This window comes from Achromobacter sp. GW823-FHT04E03, from assembly GCF_058796095.1.
This window is the reverse complement of sequence record NZ_JBXAIJ010000002.1, coordinates 713,997-728,105: the sequence shown is the minus strand read 5'-3', so window position 1 is coordinate 728,105 and position 14,109 is coordinate 713,997. Positions and strand designations below refer to the sequence as shown.

General features: G+C 64.0%; 14 protein-coding genes. 3 read left to right on the top strand and 11 right to left on the bottom strand.

From position 1 onward, the window contains the following. Window positions 1-8 precede the first annotated feature (8 nt). The 9 genes from atpD to AC1RHV_RS14695 form a co-directional block, all read right to left on the bottom strand. Complete coding sequence (gene atpD / locus AC1RHV_RS14735; RefSeq protein ID WP_054455184.1) at window positions 9-1,409, bottom strand: F0F1 ATP synthase subunit beta; 1,401 nt, start codon at window positions 1,407-1,409, stop codon at window positions 9-11. Between the two features lie 43 nt (window positions 1,410-1,452). Beyond that, window positions 1,453-2,358: a F0F1 ATP synthase subunit gamma gene (gene atpG, locus AC1RHV_RS14730; protein ID WP_054455186.1), complete on the bottom strand. Its 906-nt coding sequence runs from the start codon at window positions 2,356-2,358 to the stop codon at window positions 1,453-1,455. 98 nt (window positions 2,359-2,456) lie between these two features. After that, window positions 2,457-3,998 carry a F0F1 ATP synthase subunit alpha gene (atpA, locus tag AC1RHV_RS14725; protein WP_054455187.1) on the bottom strand — a complete coding sequence of 514 codons (1,542 nt, stop codon included), beginning with the start codon at window positions 3,996-3,998 and terminating at the stop codon, window positions 2,457-2,459. 28 nt (window positions 3,999-4,026) lie between these two features. Then, on the bottom strand, window positions 4,027-4,566 hold the full coding sequence (locus AC1RHV_RS14720; RefSeq protein WP_054455189.1) for a F0F1 ATP synthase subunit delta: 540 nt from the start codon (window positions 4,564-4,566) through the stop codon (window positions 4,027-4,029). 12 nt (window positions 4,567-4,578) lie between these two features. Next, window positions 4,579-5,049: a F0F1 ATP synthase subunit B gene (locus AC1RHV_RS14715; protein WP_013391129.1), complete on the bottom strand. Its 471-nt coding sequence runs from the start codon at window positions 5,047-5,049 to the stop codon at window positions 4,579-4,581. Window positions 5,050-5,193: 144 nt separating this feature from the next. Continuing rightward, entirely contained in the window at window positions 5,194-5,436 is a 243-nt protein-coding gene (gene atpE / locus AC1RHV_RS14710) for a F0F1 ATP synthase subunit C (RefSeq protein ID WP_003815363.1), read from the bottom strand. Between the two features lie 118 nt (window positions 5,437-5,554). Next, window positions 5,555-6,436 (bottom strand): F0F1 ATP synthase subunit A, encoded by an 882-nt coding sequence (gene atpB, locus AC1RHV_RS14705; protein WP_054455191.1) that lies wholly within the window; start codon window positions 6,434-6,436, stop codon window positions 5,555-5,557. Between the two features lie 82 nt (window positions 6,437-6,518). Next, on the bottom strand, window positions 6,519-6,935 hold the full coding sequence (locus AC1RHV_RS14700) for an ATP synthase subunit I (RefSeq protein ID WP_367648175.1): 417 nt from the start codon (window positions 6,933-6,935) through the stop codon (window positions 6,519-6,521). 434 nt (window positions 6,936-7,369) lie between these two features. Then, window positions 7,370-8,920 carry a DUF1254 domain-containing protein gene (locus AC1RHV_RS14695; protein WP_119452132.1) on the bottom strand — a complete coding sequence of 517 codons (1,551 nt, stop codon included), beginning with the start codon at window positions 8,918-8,920 and terminating at the stop codon, window positions 7,370-7,372. Between AC1RHV_RS14695 and AC1RHV_RS14690 the strand changes: the two genes are divergently transcribed. Further along, on the top strand, window positions 8,919-9,179 hold the full coding sequence (locus AC1RHV_RS14690) for a hypothetical protein (protein WP_119452131.1): 261 nt from the start codon (window positions 8,919-8,921) through the stop codon (window positions 9,177-9,179). The genes AC1RHV_RS14695 and AC1RHV_RS14690 overlap by 2 nt on opposite strands. Here AC1RHV_RS14690 and AC1RHV_RS14685 read toward each other — a convergent pair. Then, window positions 9,176-9,952 (bottom strand): enoyl-CoA hydratase, encoded by a 777-nt coding sequence (locus tag AC1RHV_RS14685; protein ID WP_054455195.1) that lies wholly within the window; start codon window positions 9,950-9,952, stop codon window positions 9,176-9,178. The two genes, AC1RHV_RS14690 and AC1RHV_RS14685, sit on opposite strands and share 4 nt — an antisense overlap. Before the next feature lie 31 nt (window positions 9,953-9,983). Between AC1RHV_RS14685 and AC1RHV_RS14680 the strand changes: the two genes are divergently transcribed. After that, window positions 9,984-11,762: a M61 family metallopeptidase gene (locus AC1RHV_RS14680; protein WP_492301176.1), complete on the top strand. Its 1,779-nt coding sequence runs from the start codon at window positions 9,984-9,986 to the stop codon at window positions 11,760-11,762. A gap of 449 nt (window positions 11,763-12,211) precedes the next feature. Here the strand turns inward: AC1RHV_RS14680 and AC1RHV_RS14675 are convergent, their stop codons facing one another. Further along, complete coding sequence (locus AC1RHV_RS14675; RefSeq protein WP_054455200.1) at window positions 12,212-13,093, bottom strand: LysR substrate-binding domain-containing protein; 882 nt, start codon at window positions 13,091-13,093, stop codon at window positions 12,212-12,214. A gap of 238 nt (window positions 13,094-13,331) precedes the next feature. Here AC1RHV_RS14675 and AC1RHV_RS14670 point away from each other — a divergent pair, with 238 nt between their 5' ends. Continuing rightward, the gene (locus AC1RHV_RS14670) at window positions 13,332-14,093 is read left to right on the top strand and encodes a maleate cis-trans isomerase family protein (protein ID WP_054455202.1); all 762 of its coding nucleotides are present in this window, start codon (window positions 13,332-13,334) and stop codon (window positions 14,091-14,093) included. Window positions 14,094-14,109: the final 16 nt, after the last annotated feature.

Below are 14,109 nucleotides of genomic sequence, written 5' to 3'. Positions count from 1 at the left end.
TCGGTTCCTTATTGCAGTTTCTTGGCCTTCTCGAAGGCCTCGTCGATCGAGCCGACCATGTAGAAGGCCTGTTCCGGCAGCGCATCGCACTCGCCGTTCACGATCATCTTGAAACCACGGATGGTTTCGGCCAGCGGAACGTACTTGCCGGGCGAACCGGTGAACACTTCTGCAACGTGGAACGGCTGCGACAGGAAGCGCTGGATCTTACGGGCGCGGGCCACGGCCTGCTTGTCTTCCGGCGACAGTTCGTCCATGCCCAGAATCGCGATGATGTCGCGCAGTTCCTTGTAGCGCTGCAGCGTTTGCTGCACGCCACGGGCCACGGCGTAGTGCTCTTCGCCCACGACTTGCGGGTCGAGCTGGCGGCTGGACGAATCCAGCGGGTCCACGGCCGGGTAGATACCCAGGGCGGCGATGTCACGCGACAGCACGACGGTGGAGTCCAAGTGCTGGAAGGTCGTGGCAGGCGACGGGTCGGTCAAGTCGTCCGCAGGGACGTACACGGCCTGGATCGAGGTGATCGAGCCGGTCTTGGTCGACGTGATGCGCTCTTGCAGCTTGCCCATTTCTTCGGCCAGCGTGGGCTGGTAGCCCACTGCCGACGGCATACGGCCCAGCAGTGCCGACACTTCGGTACCGGCCAGGGTGTAGCGGTAGATGTTGTCCACGAAGAACAGGATGTCGCGGCCTTCGTCGCGGAACTTCTCGGCCATGGTCAGGCCGGTCAGCGCCACGCGCAGACGGTTGCCCGGGGGTTCGTTCATCTGACCGAACACCATCGCAACCTTGTCCAGAACGTTCGACTCTTCCATTTCGTGGTAGAAGTCGTTGCCTTCGCGGGTACGCTCGCCCACGCCGGCGAACACCGACAAGCCGCTGTGCTGCTTGGCGATGTTGTTGATCAGTTCCATCATGTTGACGGTCTTGCCCACGCCGGCGCCGCCGAACAGGCCGACCTTGCCGCCCTTGGCGAACGGGCAAACCAGGTCAATAACCTTGATGCCGGTTTCCAGCAGTTCCACCGACGGCGACAGCTCGTCGAAACGGGGAGCCGCTTGGTGAATGCCACGCTTTTCGTCGTGCTGGATCGGGCCGGCTTCGTCGATGGGACGACCCAGCACGTCCATGATGCGGCCCAGCGTGCCGGTGCCGACGGGCACCGAGATCGGGGCGCCCGTGCCGGTGACCTTCATGCCGCGGCGCAGGCCGTCGCTGGAGCCCAGCGCAATGGTACGCACCACGCCGTCGCCCAGCTGTTGCTGCACTTCCAGCGTCAGACCCTTTTCGGCGAACGAGGAACCCTCGTCGGCCAGGGTAAGCGCTTCGTAGATCTTGGGCATTTGATCGCGGGGGAACTGAATATCCACCACGGCGCCGATGCACTGAACGATGGTTCCGTTGCTCATGTCGATTCCTTGCTTGATAGCTTTTGACGGGATGCTGCCTGCCTCAAACGGCGGCAGCGCCCCCTACGATTTCCGAAATTTCTTTGGTGATCGCGGCCTGACGGGTCTTGTTGTAGACCAGTTGCAGATCGCCGATGACCTTCTTGGCGTTGTCCGACGCCGCCTTCATGGCGACCATCCGGGCCGACTGCTCCGAAGCCATGTTCTCGGCCACGGCTTGGTACAGCAGGCCTTCAACGTAACGCTGCAGCAGGTCGTCGATCACGCTACGGGCGTCGGGTTCGTAGATGTAATCCCAGCTGTAGTCCGACTTCACTTCCGAGGTCTTGGCCAGGCTATCAGCGCCCGTCTGGTACGGATCATCCAAACCGCTGGCCAGAGGCAGCAGGCGCAAGAACAACGGCTCCTGCTTCATCGTGTTGACGAAGCGGGTCGAGGCCACGTACAGCGCGTCGATGCGGCCTTCCAGGTAGGCGTCCAGCTGCACCTTGATCGCGCCCAGCAGGCGGTCGAGTTGCGGCTTGTCGCCCAGTTGCACTTCCTGGGAAACCAGTTTGGCGCCGATGCGGGTCAGCACGCCCACGCCCTTGTTGCCGAAAGCGGTCGCTTGCACGGCGATGCCGTTCTTCTCGAACTCTTTCAGCTTGCCCAACGTCACGCGGGTGATGTTGGTGTTCAAGCCGCCGCACAGGCCCTTGTCGGTCGTGACCATGATCACGCCGACCGCCTTGACTTCGCGTTCGACCAGGTACGGGTGGCTGTACTCGGGGTTGGCCTGCATCAGGTGCGCAGCAATCTCGCGCACCTTGGTGGCATACGGACGGCCAGCACGCATCCGCTCCTGCGCCTTGCGCATCTTGGATGCGGCGACCATTTCCATCGCCTTGGTGATCTTGCGCGTGTTTTGCACGCTCTTGATCTTGGTTCGGATTTCCTTAATTCCGGGCATTGCGCTTTCCTGTGAAGACTGGCCGATGGGTTCCGCTGGCGCCTCATCCATCCGGGAAGGATGGGTGAGGCGTCGCGGACGCCTAACCCATCACTTTCTTAAAAAGCACCGTGCTTCTTGAATTCCTGGATGGCGGCGGCCAATTCGGCTTCGTCATCCTTGGACAGTTCCTTGGTGTCTTCGATGCGCTGGATCAGGGCCGCATGCTTGGCCTTCAGTTGATCCTTCAGCGACTTCTCGAACGACAGCACTTGGGCCACGTCCACTTCATCCAGGTAGCCGTTGTTGACCGTGTACAGCGTGACGGCCAGTTCCCACACTTGCAGCGGCTGGTATTGCGGCTGCTTGAGCAGTTCCACCACGCGCTTGCCGCGTTCCAGCTGGCGACGGGTCGCGTCGTCCAGGTCGGAAGCGAACTGCGCGAAGGCGGCCAGTTCACGGTACTGCGCCAAGTCGGTACGGATACCGCCGGACAGCTTCTTGACGACCTTGGTCTGAGCAGCGCCACCCACACGCGACACCGAGATACCGGCGTTGATTGCGGGGCGGACACCGGCGTTGAACAGGTCGGTTTCCAGGAAGATCTGGCCGTCGGTGATCGAGATCACGTTGGTCGGAACGAAGGCCGACACGTCGCCTGCCTGGGTTTCGATGATCGGCAGCGCGGTCAGCGAGCCGGTCTTGCCCTTGACGGCGCCGTTGGTGAACTTCTCGACGTACTCTTCGTTCACGCGGGCAGCGCGTTCCAGCAGGCGCGAGTGCAGGTAGAACACGTCGCCCGGGTAGGCTTCACGGCCCGGCGGACGGCGCAGCAGCAGCGACACTTGGCGATAGGCCCAGGCTTGCTTGGTCAGGTCGTCATAAACGATCAGGGCGTCTTCGCCGCGGTCGCGGAAGTATTCGCCCATCGTGCAGCCGGCGTAGGCGGCCAGGTACTGCATGGCGGCCGAGTCGGAGGCCGAAGCGGCCACGACGATGGTGTATTCCATCGCGCCGTGCTCTTCCAGCTTGCGCACCACGTTGTTGATCGTCGAAGCCTTCTGGCCGATAGCGACGTACACGCAGGTGACGCCCTTGCCCTTCTGGCTGATGATCGTGTCGACAGCGACGGCGGTCTTGCCGGTCTGGCGGTCGCCAATGATCAGTTCGCGCTGGCCGCGGCCGATCGGCACCATCGAGTCGATAGCCTTGATGCCGGTTTGCAGCGGCTGCGACACCGAGCGGCGGGCGATAACGCCAGGCGCCACTTTTTCGATGATGTCGGTGGCCTTGGCGTTGACCGGGCCCTTGCCGTCGATCGGCTCGCCCAGCGTGTTGACCACGCGGCCTTTCAGTTCGGGACCGACCGGAACTTCCAGAATGCGGCCGGTCGTCTTGACCTGGTCGCCTTCGGAAACGCCGGTGTAGTCGCCGAGAATAACGGCGCCGACGGAATCACGCTCGAGGTTGAGCGCCAGACCGAAAACGTTGTTGGGGAATTCGAGCATTTCGCCCTGCATCACGTCGGACAAGCCGTGGATGCGGGTAATACCGTCGGTCACGGACACGACGGTGCCCTGAGTACGGACATCAGCCGAAGCGCCCAGGCCCTCGATGCGGCTCTTGAGCAGTTCGCTGATCTCGGAGGGATTGAGTTGCATATTGACTCCTGGAATCCTGTTAGTTGCCTTAAGCGGCGAGCTGATCGCGCATGCGGGCCAATTGGGCTTGTACGGAAGTATCGAGCACCTGGTCACCGACGGCCACGCGCACGCCGCCGATCAGCGACGGATCAACGGTGACGCTGGGCTTGAGCTTGAGGCCGAATTTTTGTTCGAGCGCGCTGACCAGTTCTTTGACCTGGGCATCGCTCATTTCGAACGCGCTGGTAATTTCCGCCTGCGCCGTGCCGTCGTGACGATTCCGCAGCACCGCGAATTGCGCGGCGATGTCGGGCAGCAGCAGCAGCCGGTCGTTTTCGACCAGCAGCTCGATGAAATTGCGGGCGGCTTGAGGCAGTTCGGCCTTTACCAGGCCGGAGAACAGCTCGACGCGCTGCTTGTCGCCCAGACGCGGGTCGGCCATGGCCTCGCGCACGTCGGGGTTGGAGGCGACCTGAGCCAGTTCGCTGACCAGATCGGACCAGGCCGGCAAGCCGGCGCGGTCGTCGCGCGCCGCGCTGAAGAGCGCTTCAGCGTAGGGCCGGGCAACAGTGGAAAGTTCAGCCATGACGGTCCCGGATTAAAGCTGCGCGCGAAGCTGGTTGAGCAGCTCGGCGTGTGCGCGGGCGTCAACCTCGCGCTTGAGGATCTGTTCAGCACCCTTGACGGCCAGCGCAGCGACGTCGTCGCGCAGCAGGTCGCGGGCGCGCTGGACTTCCTGCGCGGCATCCTGGGCAGCCTGCGCCACGATGCGGGCGCGTTCGGCTTCCGCTTCACGGCGGGCCTGCTCGATCAGGGAGGCGGCTTGCTTCTCGGCCTCGATGATGCGGGCGTGGTTTTCGGACTTGGCAGAAGCCTCGATCAGACTGACGCGCGCCTGGGCTTGAGCCAAATCGGCTTTGCCCTTCTCGGCGGCGGCCAGGCCGTCGGCGATTTTCTGGCGGCGCTCGTCCATCGCCTTCGTCAGGGGAGGCCACACGAATTTCATCGTGAACCAGCCAAGAACGAAGAACACGAGCATCTGGAAAATGATCGTCGCGTTCAGATTCACGGTCGTTCCTTTAACACCTTGCGGCTCCGACCGCACCCGGAAAGGGGCGTCACGGAGCACTCGATACTTTGCTAGTCGGCGACGGAGCTTGCACCCACATCGCCGCCAGCGTCATGACCCGCCTTTTCGCCGGCGGGCGGTGCCTTAGCCGACGAACGGGTTGGCGAAGGCGAACAGCATGGCGATACCCACGCCGATCAGGAATGCCGCGTCGATCAGGCCAGCCAGCAGGAACATCTTCGTTTGCAGAGCGTTCATCAGTTCAGGCTGACGAGCCGAGGCTTCCAGATACTTGCCGCCCATCAGTGCGATGCCGATGCAAGCGCCGATAGCGCCCAGACCGATGATAAGACCGCAAGCGAGGGCAACGAAAGCGACGTTGGTCATGACAACTCCTTGGTTAGAAATCTGAAGTCAAAAATTGAAAAATAAGGGGTACTGCTCAATGCAAGATAATCTTGCTATCCCATGCTGGCCGGGTGGCCAGCATGGGAAATTCGGGGGATCAGTGGCCTTCGTGAGCCTGGCCGAGGTACACCAGCGTCAGCATCATGAAGATGAAGGCCTGCAGCAGAACGATCAGGATGTGGAAGATCGCCCAGATGGAGCCGGCCAGGATGTGGCCGATGCCCAGGCCGATGCTGGCGCCGTTGAAGCCGGTCCAGGCGCCGCCCAGCAGGGCGATTAGCATGAAAATCAGTTCGCCGGCGAACATGTTGCCGAACAACCGCATGCCCAGCGACACGGACTTGGCGGCGTATTCGATCAGGTTCAGCAGCAGGTTGAACGGGGCCAGCACGATGGCGCCGATGCCGTGCGCGTGGAACGGCGCGGTGAACAGTTCCTTGACGAAGCCGCCCGGGTGCTTGATCTTGATGCCGTAGTAGAACATCAGCAGCAGCACGCCCAGCGACATGCCCATCGGCACGTTCAGGTCGGCGGTCGGCAGAATGCGGTGGTAGTAGAGCGGATCGCCGTGCTCAGCGCCCAGGCCGGTCAGGCGCCAGATGGAGGGCAGCAGGTCGACGGGCAGCAGGTCCAGCGCGTTCATCAGGATGATCCAGAGGAACACGGTGAGCGCCAGCGGGGCAATGAAAAGACGGCTCTTGGCGTTGTGGACGATGCCCTTGGCCTGGTCGTCGACCATGTCGACGATCATTTCCACGAAGGCCTGGAAACGGCCCGGCACGCCACTGGTGGCGCGGCGCGCAGCGCGCCACAGGAAGAAAATGACGATCAGACCCATCAGGCCCGACCAGAACAACGAGTCGTAGTTGATGATGTCGAACTGAGCGATAGCGCTCTGTTTCTCACCCGTATTGTTCAGATGCACCAGGTGGTGCTGAATATACGCGGACTGAGGCGACACGTCGCTGGCAGCAGCCATTTGAATCCTACCCTATTTGCTGTGCCCGGCCCTTGCGAACCGGACGATTCCACGATTTCGTTTGCCGTAAACCTGCTCGGCGCTATGACAACTTGCGGAACATCAAGAGCAGGAGATAGCCCTTCAATGTGAGTATCAGACCGAGCAACGCGGCAGGCCATACGAGGCTATCCTGCGTCACACGCGAAAGCAGCCACAACAGCAGCGCCGTTGCGAACAACTTGATCAACTCACCAGAGAGAAAGGTAAAGGGACTGGCCTTACCGGCCCGTACGCTGACAGCCAGGCGCAATGCGAACAACGCATTGGGAATGAAATACGCTCCCGCCCCCGCCAGCGCCGACCAACCTGCCGCCGCCCCTCCGACAACCCCCGCAATTACTGCTGCTGCGAGCCCCATGGCACCTTGCGCTGCCAATGCCAACAGGAGCCCGCGGCTAGCTTGAGCATTCAGCGCCGCGCGATCCGCGTCACTGAGAACCAGAACTTTATCCGTCATGTCGTGGTCAAACATTGCTTGCTGCTGACCCTGACCGTCAACCGGACCCTGCCGCACTTCATGCTGCATGGAGTTCTGTTGCATCAAACTTCCTCGCTTTGCTTCTTTGCCCCTATCAGAACCGGCGCGTCTCGCTGCCCGTAGCTGCCCCCATAGCCGGCGCCAAGTCGTTGATTTCAAAAGGCTCATCAACACCGTGCCCGCTACTTGTCAGCCGCTACGTGTTCTTATCCCGCAAGCGTCAAACCCGCAGAGTATAGCGTGATTCTTTTTACCCTAGCAAATGAACTTTCGGCCGTTTGTAAGGCGCAAACAACGCTTGGATCGGCCGAAATTAGGGACGCGAATCACCCCTCGCAGCATGCTGCGCAAACCCTGCTCAATGAACCGCGGCCTCCGTCATGGAGGCCGCGCTTTATACCATCAAACCAGGATCAATCCTCCTTGACCGGCGGCGGCGCCCACAGTCCGTCCAACGCCGTATCCTGCGGCGAATACAGGCGCATGCTGAGCAGGAACGGCGCATCGGCGGCCGGGGTGGCGATCCAGTTCGAGCGCTTGCGCTCGCCGGGATCGCGGCGCTGGATGTAGATGTCCAGCGAACCGTCGGCGTTGTACTTCAGGCCATCGGTGCTGCGCAGTACGTAGCGGTTGGCCGGATTGTCGGCGAAGCCGTGCTTGTCGTCATAGACGTGCAGCGACCAGAAAGCGTTGACCGGCGGCAACTGCCCCTTGTCGAAGTGCAATACATAGTCTTCATCGGAATTCAGCGCGCGGCCCTTGGAGTCGGACACCGTGACCGGGTACAGCACGTCTTCCGGCGTCGGCGCGCCCAGGCCGGCATAGGCGATGGCGGCGCGGCGCGTGTAGTCGGTGCCATAAGTACCGATGCCGGACAGCACGGTGCTCCAGCCGTTCATGGGCGTACCCAGGCGCGACACGCCATCAGCGATGCGCCGGCCGGCCAACGGCTGGGCCTGCGCCAGCGCCTGCTGCACGGCCGGACTCAGGCGGCCATACGAGAACGGCTGGCGGCTGTCCAGGCCGATGCGGCGCATGCGGTCCAGAATGGGCGTGTCGTTGGCATGCGGCGGGTTGCTGCGCATCACGTCGAAGAACAGCGTGAAGAACGAGGCGGCGTCCATGCCGGCCGCCTGTTCGGCCGGCGTGCCGTCGGGCACCGTCACGGGCATAGGCGGCGGCAGGTCGCTGCCGATCGGCGCCGAACCCACGCCGGGCCCCGTTTGCGGATAGGCGCTGCGGGAACCGCGGTTGGCAGCGGGCCTGGCGAGCACGGGCGCGGCCATTGGGCTGGCGGTCATGCCGGCCTGGATCTGATTGACGGCCGCGTAGTCCTGCGGACCGCCCGCCTGGGTCCAGCCGATCAACCAGCCGGTGGCCGTAGGGCTGTGGATCACGTCCATGCCGGGGGGCACGCTACCCTGCCAGCCTGGGCCGACGATGGCGAACGACTGAGCGCCGTTGCCGTTGGTGCGCGTGCCGCGCGAGGCGAATACGTCGCTCCACATGTCCAACGCCGACAACACCATATAGCGGTCGCCGGTCGCGGGCAGGTTCACGATCAGCGGGGCGCGCGACACGTCGAACCAGAGGCTGGAATAGAGCGCGTCGGCGCTGGGCCAGGGCACGTCGCCTGCGCGCGGATCGGGGAAGGCGGCCTTGTGGCCGAACTGGTTCACCGGCGCCTTGCCGTCCAGCGGCGTCTGCACGGCGGTGGCCTTGCGGCGGGCCAACTCCATCAGCACCATCGGATAAGCATAGACATAGGCGTCGATGGCGATGTCGCGCAGCTCTTGCTCGCTCATCTGCGCCGCGGGCGCGGAGGCGGCCGGGTACGGCGTCTCGGACACCAGGCGCAAAGTAGGCCGCGGCGATTGCGCCTGGGCGGCGGTGACGAAGCAGGCGCTCAGTGCGCCAGCAAGGACCGCGGCGGACCAGCGGCGGGTAGCGATGGATGTACGCATGCAAGGCTCCTTATTGATTTTGTCTGCAAGCGAGCCGCCGCGCCGGGCTTGCCAGTTCGGGCAAGCCTCTCTGGCGCGGCACCTCGCGGTGACGCTTTTTCAGGATAGGGCCGAACTCTGCAACAAGGTGCTGCCGAACCGTTTCAAGGCGCAACTCCGCTCATGGGCCTGGAAGCGCGCAAAAAAACGCGCCCTGGGAGGGCGCGCGGGGCGGATCCTGGTGCACCCGGACAGGCCGCCCGGGCGTAACAAGGATTAACGGTGTTTGAAGTCCGGTTTGCGCTTCTCGGTGAAGGCGGCCATGCCTTCCTTCTGGTCTTCGGTCGCAAACAGCGAATGGAACACGCGGCGCTCGAACAGCAGGCCTTCGTTGAGCGAGCCTTCGAAGGCGCGGTTGACGCATTCCTTGGCCATCATGACCGACGGCAGGGACATGGAGGCGATGACGGTGGCCGCGTCCATGGCTTCTTCCATGAGCTTGTCGGCCGGAACCACGCGCGACACCAGGCCGGCGCGTTCCGCTTCCTCGGCGCCCATCATGCGGGCGGTCAGCGCCAGGTCCATGGCCTTGGCCTTGCCCACCGCGCGCGGCAGGCGCTGGGTGCCGCCCGCGCCCGGAATCACGCCCAGCTTGATTTCGGGCTGGCCGAACTTGGCGGTGTCGGCGGCGATGATGATGTCGCACATCATGGCCAGTTCGCAGCCGCCGCCCAGGGCGTAGCCGGCCACGGCCGCGATCACGGGTTTACGGATGCGCTTGAGGGTTTCCCAGTTGCGCGTGATGTATTCGCTGCCATACACGTCCATGTAGGACCAGTCTTTCATGGCGCCGATGTCGGCGCCCGCGGCGAAGGCTTTTTCGCTGCCGGTGATGACCACGGCGCCGATATCGGCGTCCGCTTCGAACGCCAGCAGGGCCGCGCCGAGCTCATCCATCAGTTGATCGTTCAAGGCGTTCAGGGCCTTGGGACGGTTCAGCGTCAGCAGGCCGACGCGGCCCCGGGTTTCGACCAGCACAAACGACTCGCTCATTGATGTCTCCGAATAAGTATGAAAGTAAGATATGGCCATGGAAAAAGACTACGCTTTGCCGCTACTTTACCGCCTCGCGCCCCATGATCCGGCCGGACACCGCTACCGGATAACCCTAAGCATCGCCGCGCCCTCCCCCGACGGCCAGCGCCTGTCGCTGCCGGCCTGGATTCCGGGCAGCTACCTGATCCGCGATTTCTCGCGCCAGATCGAATCGCTGGCGGCCTATTCGGGCACGCGGCGCGTGCCTGTCGAGAAGATCGACAACCACACTTGGCAGGCCGCGCCCTGCGAGGGTCCGCTGCGGGTGGAGTACGAGGTCTACGCCTGGGACCTGTCGGTGCGCGGCGCGCATCTGGACGAAACCCACGGCTTTTTCAACGGCACCAGCGTGTTCCTGCGCGTGCATGGCCAGGACCATCTGCCCTGCCTGGTGGACCTGGCGCCGCCGCGCTCGATCCAGGGCTGGAAGGTCTACACCAGCCTGCCTGAAGCGCGCGGCCACAAGGGCGCTGCGCGCCGCCACGGTTTCGGGCTGTACCTGGCGCCGGACTATGACGCGCTGATCGACCATCCGGTGGAGATGGGCACGCCACAGGTTTCGAGCTTCGTGGCGCATGGCGCCGAACACGAACTGGTGTTCACGGGCGTTGCACCCAATCTGGACCTGGCACGGATCACGGAAGACGTGCGCAAGATCTGCGAAACGCAGATTGCGTTCTTCGAGCCCCGCAGCAAGCGCGCGCCGTTCCTGGACAGCTCGGACCGCTATGTGTTCATGACCATGGTGACGGGCGACGGCTATGGCGGCCTGGAGCATCGCGCCAGCACGGCGCTGATGACGGCCCGCAAGGATCTGCCGGTGATGGGCCAGCAAGGCCAGGGCGAAGGCTATCGCGGCTTTCTGGGCCTGGTAAGCCATGAGTATTTCCATACCTGGAACGTGAAGCGGATCAAGCCGGAAGCCTTCGTGCCCTACGATCTTTCGCAGCCGGATCTGACGCGTCTGCTGTGGGTATTCGAAGGCTTCACGTCCTATTACGACGATCTGCTGCTGTTGCGCTCGGGCGCGATCACGCAGCCTGACTATCTGCGGCTGCTGGCCAAGACCATCACCAGCGTGGCGCGTACGCCGGGCCGGTTGAAGCAGTCGGTGGCGGAGAGTTCGTTCGATGCCTGGACGCGCTATTACAAGCAGGATGAAAATTCGCCGAACGCGCTGGTCAGCTATTACACCAAGGGCGCGTTGGTGGCACTGGGACTGGATCTGCTGATCCGCCGGGAAACGGGTGGCGCGCACTCGCTGGATGATGTGATGCGCTTGCTTTGGAGCCGCTATGGACGCGATTTCTATCAGGGCAAGCCGCAAGGGTTGCCGGAAGATGGACTGCCGGCGCTGATTCGTGAAGCCACTGGCGTGGATACGCGGCGCTTCATCGCGCGCCATGCCTATGGGACGGCGGATGTGCCGCTGACGGAACTGCTGGAGCCGCAGGGCATCAAGCTGCAATGGAAGACGGCGGCCAATATTCCTTCGCTGGATGTGCGTACGCGCAAGCAGGGGGAATCGCTGGCGCTGGCGACAGTGCTGGAGGGCGGCGCGGGGCATAAGGGCGGGTTGTCCGCCGGGGATGTGCTGGTGGCGGTGGACGGCTTGCGGGTGGATGCGCCGGCGGGGCTGGAACTGTTGCTGGCGCAGTACCGGGTGGGGGATCGGGTGACTGTGCATGTGTTCCGGCGGGATGAGTTGAGGGAGTTCCGGGTGCGGTTGGGTGCGCCGGAGGCTTTGGATTGTGTGTTGACGGGCTGAGTGCTTTCTTTGTTCGTCTTTGGGGGCCGTCTATTTGGGACGGCCCTTTTTGTTTCTTAAGGCCGCCTGGCGCGGCGGCCCGGCCGGTGGCGCGGGGCAACGATTGCGGTCCGGAGCGTTCGCTCCGGACTTCCCCTGCGTCATCCTCGTCCGCCTTCGGCTCCCTACGGATTCCCTTGGGCTTATCGACGCCCCGCGCCACCGGCCGGGCCGCCGCGCCAGGCTGTGCTGTCTGAATCTCGGCGGGCGCTGGGAAGAGTTGTTTGCTTGGGGTTCTCGCCTCGGTCTGGGTGGGTGGCGAGATCTTGCGGGGTTCGCCCCAGGGCGGCCGCGCGGGCGGCCTTCTGGGGCTTATGCGGTGTCTTGCGATTGGTGATGGCGCTGCGCGCAGCAGGGGGCTGGCTTGCTTTGACTGTCTCGCAGCGCATGCGATGGCCGCATGGTCGTCATCATTCGTCTTTCATCTGCGCCGCCGTCTGCAGAAACGTATCCAGCGCGCGTCTCCTGCCTTGCCGGCGCGTGACGGCGTAGACCATGGCGCGGGAGATGTCGGCGGGCAGCGTGCAAACGGCAATGCGGTCGGTTGCATGGCGGCATGTGGAACGCGGCACCAAGGCCACCCCCAGGCCCGCGGCGACCAGAGCCAGCTGGGCCGGGACTTCGGCGACGGTTTGGGCGGCGGACAGGGGCAGGCCGGCGCGGGCGCAGGTTTCGGCCAGCGTGCGGGCGAAGGCGGAGGTGTCCTGGCGCAGCATGACGAAGGCCTCGCCGGCGAGGTCGCCGAGCGCCAGCCGCTTGCGGGCGGACAGAGGGTGGCCCTTGGGGAGCACGGCCACGACGGGATCGGGCCATAGGGGCATGGACTGTAGTTCCTCGTCGTCGACGGCGGTGCGGGAGATGCTGACGTCGATGCGGTGGCCGCGCAGCGCGTCCAGTTGCGCGGCGGGGTTCATTTCGTTGAGCAGGACTGAGACCTGGGGGTGGGAGGCCTTGTAGCGGGCGATCAGCGCGGGTACCGGGCCCATGAAGTGCGAGCCGGACAGGCCGACCTCGATGCGGCCGGCCAGGCCCTGGTCCACGGCGCGGGCTCGGACGGTGGCGTCCTTCAGGCTGGCGAGGAGCGCGCGCACGTCGTTGAGAAAGGCTTCGCCGGCTTCGGTCAGGGTGACGCGGCGGTTGTTGCGGTCGAACAGCTTGACCTCGAGTTCGCGCTCCAGCTGCGCGATCTGCAGGCTGAGCGGCGGTTGCGAGATGTGCAGGCGCGCGGCGGCCCGGGTGAAGTTCAGCTCTTCGGCCAGCACGGCGAAATAACGGAGTTGGCGGATTTCCATGGCGGCCAGTTATTTGGGAAAGATATCAAACCAGATAAAAACTATATTGGAAAATATCGTTCCCGGCGACCAGAATAAGCCTTGCCGATAGAGCACACGACAAACATCCGGGGACCTGCCATGAGACCAGCGCTCACCGCCGCAGGCACTGCCACCGGCTGACATCCGTATTCCGCATTGCCGGGTTCCCGCGCGCCGCCGCGGGCCGGCCCTCTTACGCCTTTCGAGGAGCATCGCCATGACCGCATCCCCCCGCGCCCTGCGCATCGGCCAGATCGTCCCCAGTTCCAACACCACCATGGAAACGGAAATCCCGGCCATGCTGCGCCTGCGCGAGACCATCGCGCCGGAGCGTTTCACTTTCCATTCCAGCCGCATGCGCATGAAGCAGGTGACGGCGGCGGAACTGGCGTCGATGGACCGGGAGTCGGACCGTTGCGCACAGGAACTGTCCGATGCGCGCGTGGACGTGCTGGGCTATGCCTGCCTGGTGGCGATCATGAGCCAAGGGCTCGGCTATCACCGCGTCTCGCAGGAACGCCTGCACCAGGCCACGGTGGACAACGGCGCGCCGGCGCCGGTGATCTCCAGCGCAGGCGCGCTGGTGGAGGGCCTGCACGCCATCGGCGCGCGCAAGGTCGCTATCCTGACGCCCTACATGAAGCCGCTGACCAAGCTGGTGGTGGACTACATCGAGAACGAAGGCATCGAGGTGCAGGACAGCCTGTCGCTGGAGATTCCCGACAACCTGAAGGTTGGCGCGCAGGATCCGATGGCGCCGGCCAGCCACGTGGAACGCCTGAACACGCGCGGCGTGGACGCGGTGGTGCTGTCCGCCTGCGTGCAGATGCCGTCCCTGGCGTCGATTCAGCCGGTGCAGGACCGCCTGGGTCTGCCGGTGGTGACGGCGGCCGCGGCCACCGTCTATCGCATGCTGAAGGTGCTGGACCTGGAAGCGCGCGTGCCCAACGCGGGCGAGTTGCTGACGGGCAAGTACTGAAGCTGCGCGGCGCGCC

Coding starts and splice junctions, on each gene's coding strand:
- atpD (WP_054455184.1), bottom strand. CDS start 1,409: ATGAGCAACGGAACCATCGTTCAGTGCATCGGCGCCGTGGTGGATATT.
- atpG (WP_054455186.1), bottom strand. CDS start 2,358: ATGCCCGGAATTAAGGAAATCCGAACCAAGATCAAGAGCGTGCAAAAC.
- atpA (WP_054455187.1), bottom strand. CDS start 3,998: ATGCAACTCAATCCCTCCGAGATCAGCGAACTGCTCAAGAGCCGCATC.
- AC1RHV_RS14720 (WP_054455189.1), bottom strand. CDS start 4,566: ATGGCTGAACTTTCCACTGTTGCCCGGCCCTACGCTGAAGCGCTCTTC.
- atpE (WP_003815363.1), bottom strand. CDS start 5,436: ATGACCAACGTCGCTTTCGTTGCCCTCGCTTGCGGTCTTATCATCGGT.
- atpB (WP_054455191.1), bottom strand. CDS start 6,436: ATGGCTGCTGCCAGCGACGTGTCGCCTCAGTCCGCGTATATTCAGCAC.
- AC1RHV_RS14700 (WP_367648175.1), bottom strand. CDS start 6,935: ATGACGGATAAAGTTCTGGTTCTCAGTGACGCGGATCGCGCGGCGCTG.
- AC1RHV_RS14690 (WP_119452131.1), top strand. CDS start 8,919: ATGCAAGGCTCCTTATTGATTTTGTCTGCAAGCGAGCCGCCGCGCCGG.
- AC1RHV_RS14695 (WP_119452132.1), bottom strand. CDS start 8,920: ATGCGTACATCCATCGCTACCCGCCGCTGGTCCGCCGCGGTCCTTGCT.
- AC1RHV_RS14685 (WP_054455195.1), bottom strand. CDS start 9,952: ATGAGCGAGTCGTTTGTGCTGGTCGAAACCCGGGGCCGCGTCGGCCTG.
- AC1RHV_RS14680 (WP_492301176.1), top strand. CDS start 9,984: ATGGCCATGGAAAAAGACTACGCTTTGCCGCTACTTTACCGCCTCGCG.
- AC1RHV_RS14675 (WP_054455200.1), bottom strand. CDS start 13,093: ATGGAAATCCGCCAACTCCGTTATTTCGCCGTGCTGGCCGAAGAGCTG.
- AC1RHV_RS14670 (WP_054455202.1), top strand. CDS start 13,332: ATGACCGCATCCCCCCGCGCCCTGCGCATCGGCCAGATCGTCCCCAGT.